A 15,446-nucleotide genomic window follows, 5' to 3' on the forward strand; every position below is an offset into this window, starting at 1 on the left:
ACACTTACACTACTTCATTTGCCGGCTTACCAATAAAGTAGCCTTGTGCGTAATCAACACCATAGCTTCTTAGTAGCGTGAGGCAGCGCTGATCACCTACAAATTCTGCCACCGTGCGCTTACCAAAGCCGCGAGCTACCTCGGTTAGTGCCCTTACAAATATTTGGTCATCTGTACTATCGGCAAGATTGCGGATAAAAGAACCGTCAATCTTCACATAGTCCACAGGGAAGTGCTTCACGTAGTAAAAAGACGAAAAGCCAACACCAAAATCATCTAATGAGAAAGCGCAGCCTAAAGCGCGTATCGTTTCAATAAATGCTTGTGCTGTTGCAAAGTCAGCCACAGCCGCAGTTTCTGTAATTTCAAAAATAATATGTGAAGGCAATTCTGGGTGTTGCAAAAATAGGCTTTGCAGTAGTGTCAGCATGTTTTCATCGTTCATACTGTGCCCAGAAAGATTAATGGCTACTTTACGATCTTTACCTTCAGCCAACAATTCTGCCCAGCGTTTGATGACAGTGCGCACAACGTAATGATCTATTTGTTTGATTAACCCTGAGCGTTCGGCAAACTCAATAAACTCGCCCGGCGGCACCATTACCCCGTTTTCATCCACCATGCGTACCAGTGCTTCGTAGTGACTAATTACATTTTGATGAATATCCAGAATAGGCTGATACTGCATGATAAAGCTTTGATCACGCAGCGCCTGTTTAATACGGTCTTCCCACAGCACTTTCTGCTCAAGCTTTTGCTGCAAATGTTCACCTTCAGAAAACACGTGCATACGTGCGCTACCGGTTAATTTAGCCTGATACATGGCAATATCAGCATTAGCCAGTAAGCGCTTAGCATCATGGTTATTAGCACTCACTGCCACAATACCAATACTCGCCGTGATATGGTGGTCGCCCGCCAGCCCAGGATACTTAATTTCTCCCAACTGACGGTTAATCTCTTCAGCAAGCTTGATTGCCCTTGGCAAATCACAATCTCGCATCAAGATACCCATCTCATCACCACCTAGCCGCGCCAGAATGTCCTGTGTACCGCAGATATTGGACAAGATGTCCGCCACTGTGCGCAACACCATATCGCCAGCCGTATGCCCTGAAATATCGTTAATGTACTTAAATCCATCCAAATCCAGATAAAGCAAAGCATCGCAGGCGTCAGTTCCATCCAGCCTCACGACTGCAGCTTCTATTTCCTGCATAAAGCGCTGGCGATTGATTAAACCGGTAAGCTGATCATGCTCTGCCAGATACAGACTCTTCTCCTCACTTCTTTTACGTAGAGTAATATCAACCCCTACCGAGAGAATCTGTACCTGCTCTCCATCCATACGGGAGTGATGCCATGCTATTTCGCGCTTCACATCATGGTTACATAGCACGGCACACTCGTGATAATGATAGTCAATGCTGTTTGAAATAATGCCCTGATACACTTGATGCAACTGCCCACGTGCGTCTGGCTTCTCAAATGCATTGATTAGAGATTTACCTTGTAAACTGCGCTCGTCCCAGCCTAGTAAGTGTTCACCATAATGATTGATACTAGTTACTTTTCCATCCTCGTCCTGCGTCACAATTACTACTTGGGCTGTATCTAAAATGCGCTCCGAAAATGCATTCGCCTGCGTGATACGGCCTAACATATCTAAAATTTCAGATTGATGCAGGCTCGCATCTTTTTCAAGTGATTGCAGGCGGTCGGTCAGCTCTAGCGCAGCTTCTGCCAGCTGATCCACCTCGTCAACCAGTACTGGATTTTTACGTATTTTAATTTGGGCACGTACCGCTTCAAACTGCCGCTGGCCTAAAAACGGAATTGCTTTAACTGCATCAGTAATACGTTTTAATGGGTTATTCAGTAAAAGATAAATCGCTAGCAACATGAAAACTGCAAAAATAAAGCCAAACTTTAAGCGCTGCAATGTAGATTCATGGGTCTCCAGCACTTGTGTGGTTACATTCTCAATCACCACCACCATGGCTGGCACATTGACTAATTTATGCTCAATCGGGAAAAACACCACATCGTAATATTTATCAGCAAATTCCAAGCGTTGCCAAACATGCTTACCCTTATCCACTGCAATACTTTCTAACTGCTGTAACAAAGGTAAATTGGCATTGGCATTGGATAGCCCAGCAATACGCAAACCTAGCTTGGGCAAAGCATTTTGGTATTGACCTGCTTGACTTTGCAGAACAAAACCAACATCAGCGCCAGAAAAACGGTTAAACGATAAGATTAGATCGGCCATTGAGGATGCGACCACGACCGCACCACTCACCTTGCCATTAGTGAGCATAGGCGTTGTGGCATACTGCAGGCAGACTTCAGTGCAATCTATCCATGTGAGGCTGGACTCTTGCCGAATCGCCTCGGCAACTTGCTGCGCTTCCAATGCATTTTGCTGCCGTAAACCTGCCCATTCCGCCAGCATATGCTGATGCTGGTCGTAAATACGGATTGACTCTAAACCATAATCCAACTGTAAAGAAGCCAGCGCAGAGCTTACACGAGGCCCCAACCATTTGGAATTAGTAGTACCCTTTGTTGCCAGCGTAGCGTCCACACTCACCATGGTTGCCACTAATGAAGAAACTTGCGAAGTTTTTAACGAGAAGTCTGCCAGCATAGCCTTAAACTGCAAGAGGTAGCGCGCATGCACAACATCACGCTCATGCTTCAAACGTTCTGCTTGACTGAGATAAGCCCAACTAATCAACAACAAGGTCAGCGTCACGAAAGCCAGGCCTAACAAAGCCATAATCTTCCATTTAAGGCTAAAGAATATATCTGGATTTTTTCTTAGTGACATCATGATTCAGGCTGAGCTTTAAAAGCGATAAGAAGCAAGCAAAATCAACATATCCCAGTTTTTTTCCAGTGCGGCAGGATTTGAGTTTTCTAGTGGAGATAGCCAGCCAGCACCATTGATTCGATGGGCCTCGGCACGTAAGCTAAAACTTTCGTTCACGTCATAACGTACACCAGCTGACCAATCTTTACTATATTGCATAAAGTCCGGTAGCCCTGTCGTCGCTTGCCATTCCCTTCCATGTCGGTCTGAACGGTCTCTATAAAAAGCATCATAGCGAGTGAAAACCTCCCACTTGGAGGCTGGGCGGTAGGCCGCTTGCACATAAAAGCCATCTGCACTTGTTTTACTATCCATGAGCGGACCAAACCCTTTAAACTCAAGAAACTCCAGTAAGTACTCGGCAGTCAGGCTCCATTTTTCAGCATTATATTGTGCTGATAACAGGTAAGGCACCAAGTGAATATCGCCACTAGACAAATAGTCAGTAGCTTTTCTGTCGTATTCTAATTTGACGTTGGCTGCTGTAAATCCAAGCCGCCACTGACCGTTATTACTATCAAATGAGAAGTTCACTAACTGCGTCAATTTAGAGTCTAATCGACCTGGCATATCCTTACCTAAGAAGGTGGCCTCGGTCGATTTGCCATCTGCCTGTGGGTAGCCCAAGTAATATTTGATGCCAAAATTACCATAGTCAGAAACCGCGTTATGATAAAGCGATAAACCATCTGCTGACTTTTGCAAGCGGCGCGTCACATCAAAATAAATAGGCTGCGGCAAAATAGCGGAATCACGGGTAAAAGCAACATCACCAGTTTCAGCATAAAGCCCATAAGGCACTCTCACCCTACCCACACGTACGCCAGAACTACCCCAATCACCAGCAGCTACGGTCCAATCAACAAAGGCATGCCCAACCCGCAGCTCGCCATTATCGTTTTCACCTGCTTTGCGCGAAATCAACTGTGTTGAGAACTGCAACTGAGGTAACGCACGATAGGTGGCATTTAAACCAACCTCACGAAAATCATAGCTAATATCATCGCGGCTTTTACCCAAAAAATTGTTGCCTGTAGTATTCACCATCCCCTGTGTAATAAAGCCATGTAGCTGCAGTTTGCCATCATGCATATCAACCGCACCTGCTGCGCTGGACACCAACACAGAAAACGCGAGCATCCATCTCGCCAATAATGGCTTGGTGCAAGATGGGCCAAGGCAAGGTCTATTGCGATATTTGAAGTATGCGTACATCTTGGTTCACCTCTTGCAACAACAGATAACCTACGCTACCAGGCGTAGCTTTCACTTTCGCGAGCATTTCTTGTGTAGATGATACTTGCTCAGGATACTGCCCTAACCCTGCAAATACCTGTCGGTCCCAAGCCCGCCTGAGCTGTCGTGGGAAAAACTTCAACACTTCTTTGCTAAAAACTTCATGTGTGGGATTTGAATCTGAAAAAACATAGACCTTTACTGGTGTGCCATCACTCCACTTTGTCTGGTTCATCACAAAAATAGCGCGCAGTGTATTGGCGCTGATGGCACCTGGGTTAAATGATGAGGAAGCAATGACAGCGACTTTTGAGCCAGCATTAGCATCAACGCTGGCAGCAAGCGCTGGTGGGGAAAAGAAGATTACAATTTGTATAAATATTATTAGCTGCCAAATTCTCATTATTATTTACTTTGTGCAGAATATTTCTACCAATTATTACTGAGATATTTAAATAACGCCACAAAAAAATCACGAATCAAACTTAATGATTTCAAGCATTTCTCCGTGGCAGCAAAAACAAAAAATAGCACCATGATTCTGGGCAATTACAACAATGATACAATTGCGATTATTAATTGTCGTAAATTACCTTAAAAAAATTGAAAAAAATCGTTATCTTTGGTGTGGGCCTTATTGGCGGCTCGGTTGCACTCGCTTTAAAAAAAGCAGGGAGTGCGGCACAAATTACAGGAGTGGGTCGTTCCACTGAGAGTTTACAATCCGCACTGGATTTAGGGGTGATAGACGTTGCCTGCAACGACGTCAGTCAAGCAGTACACAATGCCGATATCGTGCTAGTAGCCGCACCAGTAGCACAAACAGCAAGCATCCTCACTGCCATCAAACCAGCTTTAGCAGCAAACACAGTAATTACCGACGCAGGCAGCACTAAAAGTGATGTACTTGCCTGCGCACAGGAAATATTAGGCGAGCAATTTAGTCAGTTTGTGGGCGGCCATCCAATTGCAGGCGCGGAGAAAAGTGGCGTCACTGCCGCCACTACTGATTTGTATCGCAATAAAAATGTGGTGCTAACACCAACCGAGGCAACCAACGCCGATGCAGTGCAACGTGTGCGCGAGTTATGGCAACATTGTGGCGCCAACGTCACCGAGATGCCAGCAGCAACGCATGACAGTATTTTTGCCGCAGTCAGCCATCTGCCACATTTACTGGCATTTGCACTGGTAGACGATATTGCATCACGCCAAAATGCAGAGCAGTTATTTGGTTTTGCCGCCAGCGGCTTTAGAGACTTTACTCGTATTGCCGGCAGCCACCCCGAAATGTGGCGCGATATCAGCCTAGCTAATAGAACTGCCCTGCTGAATGAAATCACGGCATACCAAGATGAACTATCGCGATTAAAACAAATGCTGGAACTCAGTGACGGCGATGCACTACATGCGCTGTTCGATCGCGCCAGTACTGCGCGTAACAACTGGGCAAAGCTTAAAGAGCAATAATCTACAATAAAGAATTAATTATGGAACAACTCACACTGGCCGCAGGCCATCAGGCACAGGGCACGCTTACCCTACCCGGCTCAAAAAGCATTTCTAATCGCACACTGTTACTTGCAGCGCTCGCTAATGGCACTACAGAAATCCGTGATGTACTGGCGTCAGACGACACCTCCCGCATGCTTGAAGCGCTAGAGACCTTAGGCGTAAAGCTAGAAAACTTTGCTGATAACGCATGGCGTGTAACTGGCTGTGGCGGCAATTTCCCAAATAAAGAAGCTAATTTATTTTTAGGTAATGCGGGCACCGCTTTCAGGCCGCTCACTGCCGCCTTAGCCTTAGTCGGCGGCAACTATGAACTGTCTGGGGTTGCACGCATGCATGAGCGCCCAATTGGCGATTTGGTCGATGCGTTAAAACAGGCCGGTGCTGATATCCAATATTTAGGTAACGATAGCTACCCACCGCTAAAAATTGCTGCTCCTAAAATAGACTTATCTAAACCGATTAAAATTCGCGGTGACGTTTCCAGTCAGTTTCTTACTGCGTTGCTGATGGCATTGCCACTAACCAAACAGCAAGCCACAATTGAGGTGGTGGGAGAGTTAATCTCCAAGCCATATATTGAAATTACGCTCAATCTAATGGCAAAGTTTGGCGTGCAAGTAACACGTAACGGCTGGCAAAGCTTCACCATTCCAGCCAACTGCAATTACATTGCCCCACAAGAAATTTTTGTAGAGGGTGATGCCTCCAGTGCCTCATACTTCTTGGCTGCAGGTGCCATCGCAGGTAATGTTACAGTTGCCGGCCTGGGTAAAGACAGTATTCAGGGTGACGTACGCTTTGCAGATGCACTAGCGCTGATGGGCGGCAATATCAGCTATGGCGATAACCATATCACGGCAACTAAGGCAGCTAATATCAATACTATCGATATTGACTGCAACCATATTCCGGATGCTGCGATGACACTTGCAATTGTGGCTTTATTTGCAAAAGGTACTAGCACTTTACGTAACATCGCCAGTTGGCGAGTAAAAGAGACTGACCGTATCGCCGCTATGGCAACTGAGCTACGCAAGGTAGGCGCGGTTGTTGAAGAAGGTGCAGACTACATTACCATTACACCACCGACAGCCTTAGTGCCAAACGCAGTAATTGACACCTATGATGACCACCGCATGGCTATGTGCTTTTCACTGGTCAGCTTAGGCGACGTACCTATCATTATTAATGATCCAAACTGTGTAGCTAAAACCTTCCCTAACTATTTCACTGAGTTTAAAAAACTGGTGTCATAACCCCGCTATACCGATAGTTACAAACAATACGATAAATTTTACAAATGAATAATATGCAAGAGCATCCAATCCCAGTCATTGCAATCGATGGCCCTTCTGCCTCCGGTAAAGGTACAGTGGCACAATTGGTTGCCGACAAACTAGGCTTTGCCTATCTGGATTCCGGCGCACTCTACCGCCTTGTTGCGTTCGCAGCGTATCAAAACAACATCGCTTGGGATAACGCTGACGCAGTAGCTGAATGCGCAAAATCCTTACAAATCAAATTTATACATGACCAAGTGTTATTAAACGGACAAGATATCTCCAATGAGATTCGCACCGAGCTCATGGGCAAAGGCGCATCGCAAGTTGCTGTACATGCACCGGTGAGAGCGGCCTTAGTCGATTTACAACACAGTTTTTTACAGGCTCCGGGCTTGGTTGCCGATGGCCGTGACATGGGTACAGTCATTTTCCCATCTGCACCGCTTAAAATATTTCTTACAGCATCAACTGAAATTAGAGCAGAACGCCGCTACAAGCAACTGTTAGGCAAAAACCAAGCTGCAAACTATGAAAACATCCTGCAAGACCTACAAGAGCGCGATGCCAGAGACAAAGGCCGTGCAAGTGCGCCATTAGTAATGGCTGAACATGCTATCTTGCTAGAAACTGACAACTTAAGCATTGCGGACGCAGTTAGCACCGTGCTAGATGCTTTTAAAAAGTGTAACAACTAAGTTCACACTCATATATAAAGCAAGGCCTTAGGCTGTATCACTGAAAAATTTAAACGACAGCTATTGCGAAATAAAATCAAGATTACATTGCAAGCTATTGATTTCACCAAAAATAGTGCTTAAAAACTATTTTTATACGAAAAAAGTATAAAAAATATTAGTAAAAATTCATTAATAGTCTTTTATTTTTCAATGTTTTAGTTATAATTCCATCTTTGGGCTGCATAAGCTCGGTATCGTCCTACCCATCATCACCGATGCGTAGCTTTTTAACTACCCCACTGCTAGGTGGGATATTTTAGGTAATTTTAATTAATGGCTTCTACTTCTAATTCTACTGCTTCATCTATGGAATCTTTTGCTGCGCTTTTTGAAGAAAGCTTAGCTCGCCAAGAAATGCGTTCTGGCGAAGTGATCACTGCTGAAGTTGTTTCTGTTGATAATGATCATGTGATCGTTAACGCAGGTCTTAAATCTGAAAGCGTAATCAACGCTGATGAATTCCGTAATGCTCAAGGCGAACTTGAAGTTCAAGTGGGCGACTTTGTTAAAGTAGCAATTGAGAAGCTAGAAGACGGCTTCGGTTCAACTGTACTTTCACGCGAAAAAGCTAAACGCATGGAAACATGGTTGGATCTTGAAGATGCAATGAACGAAGGCCGCATCATCAAAGGTTTCGTAAGCGGTAAAGTTAAAGGCGGTTTACGCGTTTCTGTAAACGGCATCATGGCATTCTTGCCAGGTTCATTAGTTGACGTACGTCCAGTTAAAGACACTACTCCATTCGAAAACAAAGAGTGTGATTTGAAAGTGATCAAACTAGACCGTAAACGTAACAACATCGTTGTTTCACGCCGTGCTGTAATGGAAGTTTCTGCTGGTGCTGACCGCGAAGCTTTACTAGGTACATTGGCTGAAGGTGCTGTTGTTAAAGGTATCGTTAAAAATATTACTGACTACGGCGCGTTCGTAGACTTAGGTGGCATCGATGGCTTGCTACACATCACTGACTTGGCATGGCGTCGTGTAAAACACCCATCAGAAGTATTAACAGTGGGTGAAGAAGTTGAAGCTAAAGTATTGAAATTCGATCAAGAGAAAAACCGTGTTTCACTAGGTATCAAACAATTAGGCGACGACCCATGGGTTGCATTAACACGCCGTTACCCAGTAAGCACACGCTTGTTCGGTAAAGTTTCTAACTTGACTGACTACGGTGCATTCGTTGAAATCGAACCAGGTATCGAAGGTTTAGTTCACGTTTCAGAAATGGACTGGACAAACAAAAATATTCACCCAGGCAAAATCGCTCAATTAGGCGACGAAGTTGAAGTAATGATCCTTGAAATCGACGAAGCACGTCGTCGTTTATCATTAGGTATGAAACAATGCCAAGCTAACCCTTGGGATGACTTCTCTGCAACTCACGCTAAAGGCGACAAAGTTTCAGGCCAAATCAAATCAATCACAGACTTCGGTGTGTTCATTGGCTTGCCAGGCGGCATTGATGGTTTAGTTCACTTATCTGATTTGTCATGGGCACAATCAGGTGAAGAAGCAATTCGTAACTTTAAAAAAGGTGACGAATTACAAGCTGTGATCTTAGCAATTGATGTTGAAAAAGAGCGCATTTCTTTAGGCGTAAAACAATTAACTGCTGACCCTTCAGGTGCTACTTCTGAAGAGAAATCAGATGCTAAACCTAAAGCTAAATCTGCTAAATCAAAAGAACCTGCTCAATTGCCAGATGATGGCGCGGCTGCTGGTACTACTAACCTTGGTGCACTATTAAAAGCCAAGTTAGACAGCAAGAAATAATTAGCCCGTTATTTAGTATCAAGAAAAAAAGGCATATAAGCATGACAAAATCTGAGCTAATCACGCTGCTTGCAGAACGTTTTCCGCAATTAGTGATGAAAGATGCAGAGCTTTCAGTGAAGGCAATATTAGACGCTATGTCTGATAACCTCGCGACAGGCGAACGCATTGAAATAAGAGGCTTTGGCAGCTTTAGCTTGAATTACCGTCCACCGCGTTTGGGTCGCAACCCAAAAACCGGCAGCAAGGTTGAGGTACCTGAGAAACATGTACCTCACTTTAAAGCGGGTAAAGAACTACGTGAACGTGTGGATTTAAGCTAGCATTTGCTTTTAAGTTCCAGTCTAAACGGCAACCATTTGGTTGCCGTTTTTTTATGGTGCCATTTCTTATAATGCCATAGTCAAATAAGGTAAAATGATAACAAGCTTGGGTTATCTACCTTAGTCAGGTTAGGTATCGCATTACCTTAACCTTGCACACACTCAGCACCTAAGCGCACAATCTTAATCAATTAATAAAGTAGAATAAAATGGAATTTGAGTTCTGGTGGCTATTAGCATTACCTTTATTCTTTAGCTTAGGCTGGATAGCCGCGCGTGTAGACCTTAAACAGCTTTTAGCTGAATCAACCGCCCTGCCTGCCGCCTATTTCAAAGGCCTGAATTTCCTGATCACCAATCAGCACGATAAAGCGATTGAGGCTTTTTCAGAGGCGGTACAAGCCAATACAGACTCGTTAGAGCTACATTTCGCCTTAGGCAGCCTGTTTAGAAGGCGTGGTGAGGTGGATCGAGCCATTCACTTACACCTGAACTTGCTTACCAAAAAAGAACTTGAACCACAGCAAAAACTTGCCGTTACCGCAGAGCTTGCGCAAGATTATCTAAAAGCAGGCCTATTTGACCGCGCTGAAGAACTGTTTGAGACTTTAGATGATGACCGCTACCGTCAGCCAGCATTACGAGCATTACTGGAAATCTATGTACGTGAACGCGAGTGGGAGCGTGCGATTAAAGCAGCCACCGAGTTGGAGCGCCTTTCAGGTGTGCCGTTCCGTGTTGAGATCTCACACTACTATTGCGAAATGGCAGTTAAATCCAAACTTGCTAACGATACTCATAGTGCAAGGTTTGAGTTAGACCTAGCACTAAGTGCCAATAAAAACTGCGTGCGCGCCAATGTATTACTTGGCGACTTAGAAGCAGAGTCTGGTGAGCATAAAGCTGCCATCTCTACTTGGAAGCGCGTAGAGTTCCAAAAACCTGAATACTTGGGCTTAATCGCGCCAAAATTACTCGCTAGTTACCGCTGTTTAAATGCAACTGCTGAGGGACTTGCCTTACTCAACACTTATTTACAGACATATCAGCTCAACTCATTGCTCAATGTACTCTATGAGGCAACCTTAACAGAAGAAGGCGCTGAAAGCGCAGCTAAACTAGCTCGCACAGAGCTCATTAAAAAACCTAGCCTCAACACACTAGACTTGTTACTGCAGGCACGCGCGATTGTAGAAACCAATCAACCCAAACATAGCAACCTGCAAGACACTCAGTTAATGCAGCAAGCCGTGCGTCATGCAATTGGCAACAAAACTGCCTACCATTGTGAACAATGCGGCTTTAAAGCTAAATACCACCACTGGCAATGCCCGGCTTGTAACGCATGGGAAGCACTTCCATCAGAACCTACTGCAGTTTAATTAAACGATACATACTATGACCACCTCATTACAAACCACTCAACAAGTTGACCCAAAAATCATCGTTGCGCTTGATTATGCAGACAGCACAAGCGCGCTAAAACTAGTAGAGCAGTTAGACCCTGCTCTCTGCCGCTTAAAGGTAGGCAAAGAACTATTCACCAGTGCCGGCCCACAGTTTGTTGAAAGCTTAACGCGCTCGAATTTTGGCGTATTTTTAGATTTAAAATTTCACGACATCCCTAACACTGTCGCTAAGGCCTGTTCTGCGGCTAGCAACTTGGGTGTTTGGATGCTTAATGTGCACGCAAGCGGCGGCCCCGAGATGATGCAGGCAGCAAAGCAGGCAGTTGACGCCAGCACAACCAAGCCGCTCCTGATTGCAGTTACCGTGCTTACCAGCATGAACCAGCAAACCTTGAATCAAATTGGTATCCAAACAGATATCGCCACCCATGTGTTGAACTTGGCAACGCTCACTAAACAAGCGGGTCTGGATGGTGTAGTTTGTTCAGCATTAGAAGCTGAAATATTACGTTCTAAATTAGGTCAGGACTTCTGCTTAGTCACCCCAGGAATTCGCCCTGCCAATGTCAACAAAGATGACCAGTCGCGCGTTGTCACTCCTGCAGATGCATTAAGCATGGGGTCTAGCTATCTAGTGATTGGCAGACCGATCACGCAGGCAGTGAACCCGCTAAAAGCATTGGAAGCGATTCATGCTGAGTGTGTGTCTTAACCTATCGTTGTATCGAGCTTGTTTGATATTGACTGTTTAAGCTATGATGGGCATCGCATTGTTTAATTTTTAAAACAATATTAATGAATAGTCTGAGAACCTAACGGAGAATTAAAATGAAAAAAATGTTACTAGCATTATTTGTTTTCTTAAGCTTTAGTATCAGTGCGCTAGCCGCGGTAAATATCAACACCGCAACCCAAGCCGAACTAGAATCTCTCAACGGTATTGGCCCAGTAAAAGCACAAGCAATTATTGATTACCGTAAAAAGAATGGTAATTTCAAATCAGTAGATGATCTCGAAAAGGTGGATGGTGTTGGTGCAGCTACGCTACAAAGTGTGCGTAAAGACGTATCAATCAGCGGCAAATCAACAGCCGTAGTTGACGCTAAAGCAAACGACAGCAAACCAGCCAAAGCACCTAAAGCAGTAGGTACCGAAAAAGCGGCGACCGCAGGCAAAACTGCCGAAACAAAAGAAGTAAAAGCAACTACTGAGAAAAAATCTGCTAAAGCAGATAAACCAGCTAAAGAGACTAAAGCTGCAAAAGAGGCTCAAGCCGTAGGCACAGAAAAAGCGGCTAGCTCAGGCAAAACTGCCGAAACAAAAGAAACAAAACCAGCAAAAGAAGAGAAACCTGCTAAAGCTGATAAGAAAGCAACTGACAAAAAAGACACAGCAACCGAAAGCAAAACTAAGAAATCAACAAAGGCTGACAAAAAAGCTGCTGCTGATAAAAAAGAATAGTTTTCAAACAACAATAAAAAAGCCGCTAATAGCGGCTTTTTTATTGGCTATCAGAGCTAATTAATTAGTCATCATGGCCGTGATGTTTATGTTTGTAGTGGCCTTTACCATGTTTGTGCTTACGTTTGTAATCACCACCACCGGTTCTAGGTGATGGCTCATCAATCACTTTACCTACCACGGCACCACCAGCGCCACCAGCAGCTGCGCCTACTACAGCACCAGCAGTACTGCCGCTTACTTGACGGCCAACATAAGCACCACCGGCACCACCAGCTGCACCGCCAATTACTGCGCCAGCCTGGCCTTTACCTTTAGTGGTTACTGCACCACCAAGACCACCGCCAACAGCACCACCAACAATCTCACCCGTGCTACCGCCAACCACGCTACCAATTGCAGTGCCTGCGGCAGCGCCTAAGCCACCACCAATTGCAGTTTTGGCATTGCTATCTGCAGCCATAGATTGCCCTGAGAGCAGCAACATTGCTAACAACGTAGCATTAATATATTTCATTTAAGACCCTTTCTTAAGTTAGATAAACTTGTACGATTTTAAATACACAAGCCTAAACTACATTTACAACAATCAAATTATTCTAACTTTCCAGTAGATTACACTTAGGAAAATAAGTTTAATAAATCTTTACTTAACACGCATGCCAGCTTGCGCGCCACTATCCGGGCTTAGTATATATGGGCCGCCACGCTCGTCACTAGCAGCTAACACCATACCTTCGCTCATGCCAAACTTCATTTTACGTGGCGCCAAGTTAGCTACCATCACAGTCAAACGACCCACTAAACTTGCAGGATCATAAGCGGATTTAATACCAGCAAACACTTGGCGTGGCTTATCCTCACCAATATCGAGACTAAGTTTAAGCAGTTTTTCTGCGCCTTCTACATGTTCTGCATTCACGATTTTAGCAATGCGCAAATCCACCTTAGTAAAATCATCAATACTGATATATTCTGCTTCTGAAGCTTCCGCACTGGCGGCTTGTTGATGCTCTGCATGGCGCTGTTGAGAATGTGGCGCTGGCGTTGGTGTCGCTTGCAGATTCTCTTTATTCGCTTCGGTCATCGCTTCAATTTGTTTACCTTCGACACGGGTAATCAAATGCTCATAAGCGTTAATACGATGTTGTGGTGATAAAGAGCTAGCAACCGCATCCCAGCTCAACGGTGCAATATTTAAGAACTGCTCAATCTCGCCAGCCAGTTTAGGCAACACTGGTTTCAAATACAGGGTTAATAAACGGAACATTTCCAAAGCATCGGAGCACACTTCTTGTAAAACTGCATCTTGGCCTTCTTGCTTTGCCATCACCCACGGCGCTTTTTCCGCCACGAAGCCATTGGCAACATCAGCCAAACGCATAATTTCACGTAATGCTTTACCGTATTCACGCTCTGCATAACTTTCCGCAATCGCACTGGCAGAAGCTTTGATTTCTGACACAACAGCATTATTGGCAGATGGGTTTAATTGCCCTGCGAAACGCTTATTAATAAAACCAGCGGTTCTGCTGGCGATATTAATGTATTTACCCACCAAATCACTATTCACGCGCGCTACAAAATCTTCTAAATTCAGGTCGATGTCTTCCATCGTGCTGTTTAACTTAGCCGCATAGTAATAACGTAGATACTCAGGATTTTTAATATGGTCTAAATAGCTGCGCGCGGTAATAAAGGTACCACGTGACTTACTCATTTTCTCGCCATTCACAGTTAAGAAACCATGCGCAAAAATTTGGGTAGGCTTGCGGTGCTCGGAGAACTCTAATGTCGCTGGCCAGAATAAGGCATGGAAATACAAAATATCTTTACCGATAAAGTGATAAAGCTCAGTCTGGCTATCCTTCTTCCAGTACTCGTCAAAATCCAAACCCTTATCCGCGCATAGCTTTTTAAAGCTAGCCATATAGCCGATTGGCGCATCTAACCACACATAGAAATACTTACCTGGTGCATCTGGGATTTCAAAACCAAAGTATGGCGCATCGCGTGAAATATCCCAATCGTTGAGACCATTTTCAAACCACTCGCCCATCTTATTGGCAGCCTCGCCTTGCAATGTGCCTGAGCGCGTCCAATCTTTTAAGAACTGTTCGCATTCAGATAATTTAAAGAAATAATGTTCAGTCTCTTTACGCACTGGTGCAGCGCCAGACACTGCAGAATAAGCATTAATCAACTCGGTTGGGTTATAGGTTGCACCACACACTTCACAACTATCGCCATATTGGTCTTTAGCATGGCACTTAGGACACTCGCCTTTAATAAAGCGGTCTGGTAGGAACATGTTTTTGACCGGGTCATAAAACTGTTCGATAGTTTTGGTTGCAATCTTGCCCGCTGCTTTTAGTTTTTTATAGATACTTTGCGAGAGCTCTCTATTCTCAGGCGCGTTCGTAGAATAGTAGTTATCAAACTGCACCAAGAATTCTGAAAAGTCTGCTGAATGCTCTTTATGCACATTGGCAATCAATGTTTCAGGTGTAATACCTTCTTTTTCAGCGCGCAACATAATAGGCGTACCGTGCGTGTCATCTGCACATACGTAATGCACATGGTGACCTTGCATTTTATGAAAACGTACCCAAATATCAGTTTGGATATACTCCACTAAGTGGCCTAAATGAATACTGCCGTTAGCGTACGGCAGTGCTGAGGTAACTAGAATTTTACGAGGATTGTTTGCTGTTGCCATGAGATAAATGAATCTATTGAGCTAAAAACCACATTCTAACAAATGCGGCATGGTTCACACAGTAATGATTAATTTTTTATAAGCATGCATACGAAATTAACCAATAGTT

Annotated in this window: 13 protein-coding genes; 8 read left to right on the plus strand and 5 right to left on the minus strand. The window is 44.4% G+C overall.

Translation table 11 applies throughout. The features are described 5' to 3' along the window. Positions 1-4: 4 nt before the first annotated feature. Genes VGD82_RS11905 through VGD82_RS11915 form a run of 3 tightly spaced genes read right to left on the minus strand, consistent with a single transcriptional unit; the run spans position 5 to position 4,517 of the window. Positions 5-2,839, minus strand: a complete 2,835-nt coding sequence (locus VGD82_RS11905; RefSeq protein ID WP_331020604.1) for a bifunctional diguanylate cyclase/phosphodiesterase — start codon at positions 2,837-2,839, stop codon at positions 5-7. Between the two features lie 15 nt (positions 2,840-2,854). Then, positions 2,855-4,093, minus strand: coding sequence for a porin (locus VGD82_RS11910; protein WP_331020605.1), 1,239 nt, complete (start codon positions 4,091-4,093; stop codon positions 2,855-2,857). Next, positions 4,065-4,517, minus strand: coding sequence for a substrate-binding domain-containing protein (locus VGD82_RS11915; RefSeq protein ID WP_331020606.1), 453 nt, complete (start codon positions 4,515-4,517; stop codon positions 4,065-4,067). The genes VGD82_RS11910 and VGD82_RS11915 overlap by 29 nt, the downstream gene beginning before the upstream one ends. 200 nt (positions 4,518-4,717) lie before the next feature. On the opposite strand from VGD82_RS11915, the gene VGD82_RS11920 reads away from it, so the two are divergent. The 8 genes from VGD82_RS11920 (at position 4,718) to VGD82_RS11955 (ending at position 12,618) form a co-directional block, all read left to right on the plus strand. Next, positions 4,718-5,584 carry a prephenate dehydrogenase gene (locus tag VGD82_RS11920; protein ID WP_331020607.1) on the plus strand — a complete coding sequence of 289 codons (867 nt, stop codon included), beginning with the start codon at positions 4,718-4,720 and terminating at the stop codon, positions 5,582-5,584. Between the two features lie 20 nt (positions 5,585-5,604). Beyond that, positions 5,605-6,885: a 3-phosphoshikimate 1-carboxyvinyltransferase gene (aroA, locus tag VGD82_RS11925; RefSeq protein WP_331020608.1), complete on the plus strand. Its 1,281-nt coding sequence runs from the start codon at positions 5,605-5,607 to the stop codon at positions 6,883-6,885. A 44-nt stretch (positions 6,886-6,929) separates the two neighbouring features. Next, complete coding sequence (gene cmk, locus VGD82_RS11930; RefSeq protein WP_331020609.1) at positions 6,930-7,607, plus strand: (d)CMP kinase; 678 nt, start codon at positions 6,930-6,932, stop codon at positions 7,605-7,607. Between the two features lie 315 nt (positions 7,608-7,922). Further along, a complete protein-coding gene (gene rpsA / locus VGD82_RS11935) occupies positions 7,923-9,425 on the plus strand; it encodes a 30S ribosomal protein S1 (RefSeq protein ID WP_209308718.1) in 1,503 nt (500 codons plus the stop codon). 41 nt (positions 9,426-9,466) lie between these two features. Continuing rightward, positions 9,467-9,748: an integration host factor subunit beta gene (locus VGD82_RS11940; RefSeq protein ID WP_015832458.1), complete on the plus strand. Its 282-nt coding sequence runs from the start codon at positions 9,467-9,469 to the stop codon at positions 9,746-9,748. 209 nt (positions 9,749-9,957) lie between these two features. Continuing rightward, positions 9,958-11,130: a lipopolysaccharide assembly protein LapB gene (gene lapB, locus VGD82_RS11945; RefSeq protein WP_331020610.1), complete on the plus strand. Its 1,173-nt coding sequence runs from the start codon at positions 9,958-9,960 to the stop codon at positions 11,128-11,130. A 16-nt stretch (positions 11,131-11,146) separates the two neighbouring features. Further along, complete coding sequence (gene pyrF / locus VGD82_RS11950) at positions 11,147-11,869, plus strand: orotidine-5'-phosphate decarboxylase (protein WP_331020611.1); 723 nt, start codon at positions 11,147-11,149, stop codon at positions 11,867-11,869. A gap of 116 nt (positions 11,870-11,985) precedes the next feature. Further along, entirely contained in the window at positions 11,986-12,618 is a 633-nt protein-coding gene (locus tag VGD82_RS11955) for a ComEA family DNA-binding protein (protein WP_331020612.1), read from the plus strand. Positions 12,619-12,682: 64 nt separating this feature from the next. On the opposite strand, the gene VGD82_RS11960 is transcribed toward VGD82_RS11955, so the two are convergent. Next, positions 12,683-13,135 carry a glycine zipper domain-containing protein gene (locus tag VGD82_RS11960; RefSeq protein WP_331020613.1) on the minus strand — a complete coding sequence of 151 codons (453 nt, stop codon included), beginning with the start codon at positions 13,133-13,135 and terminating at the stop codon, positions 12,683-12,685. A 129-nt stretch (positions 13,136-13,264) separates the two neighbouring features. Then, positions 13,265-15,337, minus strand: a complete 2,073-nt coding sequence (gene metG, locus VGD82_RS11965; RefSeq protein ID WP_331020614.1) for a methionine--tRNA ligase — start codon at positions 15,335-15,337, stop codon at positions 13,265-13,267. Between the last annotated feature and the right edge of the window lie 109 nt (positions 15,338-15,446).

It is taken from the genome of Methylotenera sp., from assembly GCF_036401095.1.
In the GTDB taxonomy this organism is placed as follows: domain Bacteria; phylum Pseudomonadota; class Gammaproteobacteria; order Burkholderiales; family Methylophilaceae; genus Methylotenera.

Coding starts and splice junctions, on each gene's coding strand:
- rpsA (WP_209308718.1), top strand. CDS start 7,923: ATGGCTTCTACTTCTAATTCTACTGCTTCATCTATGGAATCTTTTGCT.
- VGD82_RS11960 (WP_331020613.1), bottom strand. CDS start 13,135: ATGAAATATATTAATGCTACGTTGTTAGCAATGTTGCTGCTCTCAGGG.
- lapB (WP_331020610.1), top strand. CDS start 9,958: ATGGAATTTGAGTTCTGGTGGCTATTAGCATTACCTTTATTCTTTAGC.
- VGD82_RS11915 (WP_331020606.1), bottom strand. CDS start 4,517: ATGAGAATTTGGCAGCTAATAATATTTATACAAATTGTAATCTTCTTT.
- metG (WP_331020614.1), bottom strand. CDS start 15,337: ATGGCAACAGCAAACAATCCTCGTAAAATTCTAGTTACCTCAGCACTG.
- aroA (WP_331020608.1), top strand. CDS start 5,605: ATGGAACAACTCACACTGGCCGCAGGCCATCAGGCACAGGGCACGCTT.
- pyrF (WP_331020611.1), top strand. CDS start 11,147: ATGACCACCTCATTACAAACCACTCAACAAGTTGACCCAAAAATCATC.
- VGD82_RS11905 (WP_331020604.1), bottom strand. CDS start 2,839: ATGATGTCACTAAGAAAAAATCCAGATATATTCTTTAGCCTTAAATGG.
- VGD82_RS11955 (WP_331020612.1), top strand. CDS start 11,986: ATGAAAAAAATGTTACTAGCATTATTTGTTTTCTTAAGCTTTAGTATC.
- VGD82_RS11940 (WP_015832458.1), top strand. CDS start 9,467: ATGACAAAATCTGAGCTAATCACGCTGCTTGCAGAACGTTTTCCGCAA.
- VGD82_RS11910 (WP_331020605.1), bottom strand. CDS start 4,093: ATGTACGCATACTTCAAATATCGCAATAGACCTTGCCTTGGCCCATCT.
- cmk (WP_331020609.1), top strand. CDS start 6,930: ATGAATAATATGCAAGAGCATCCAATCCCAGTCATTGCAATCGATGGC.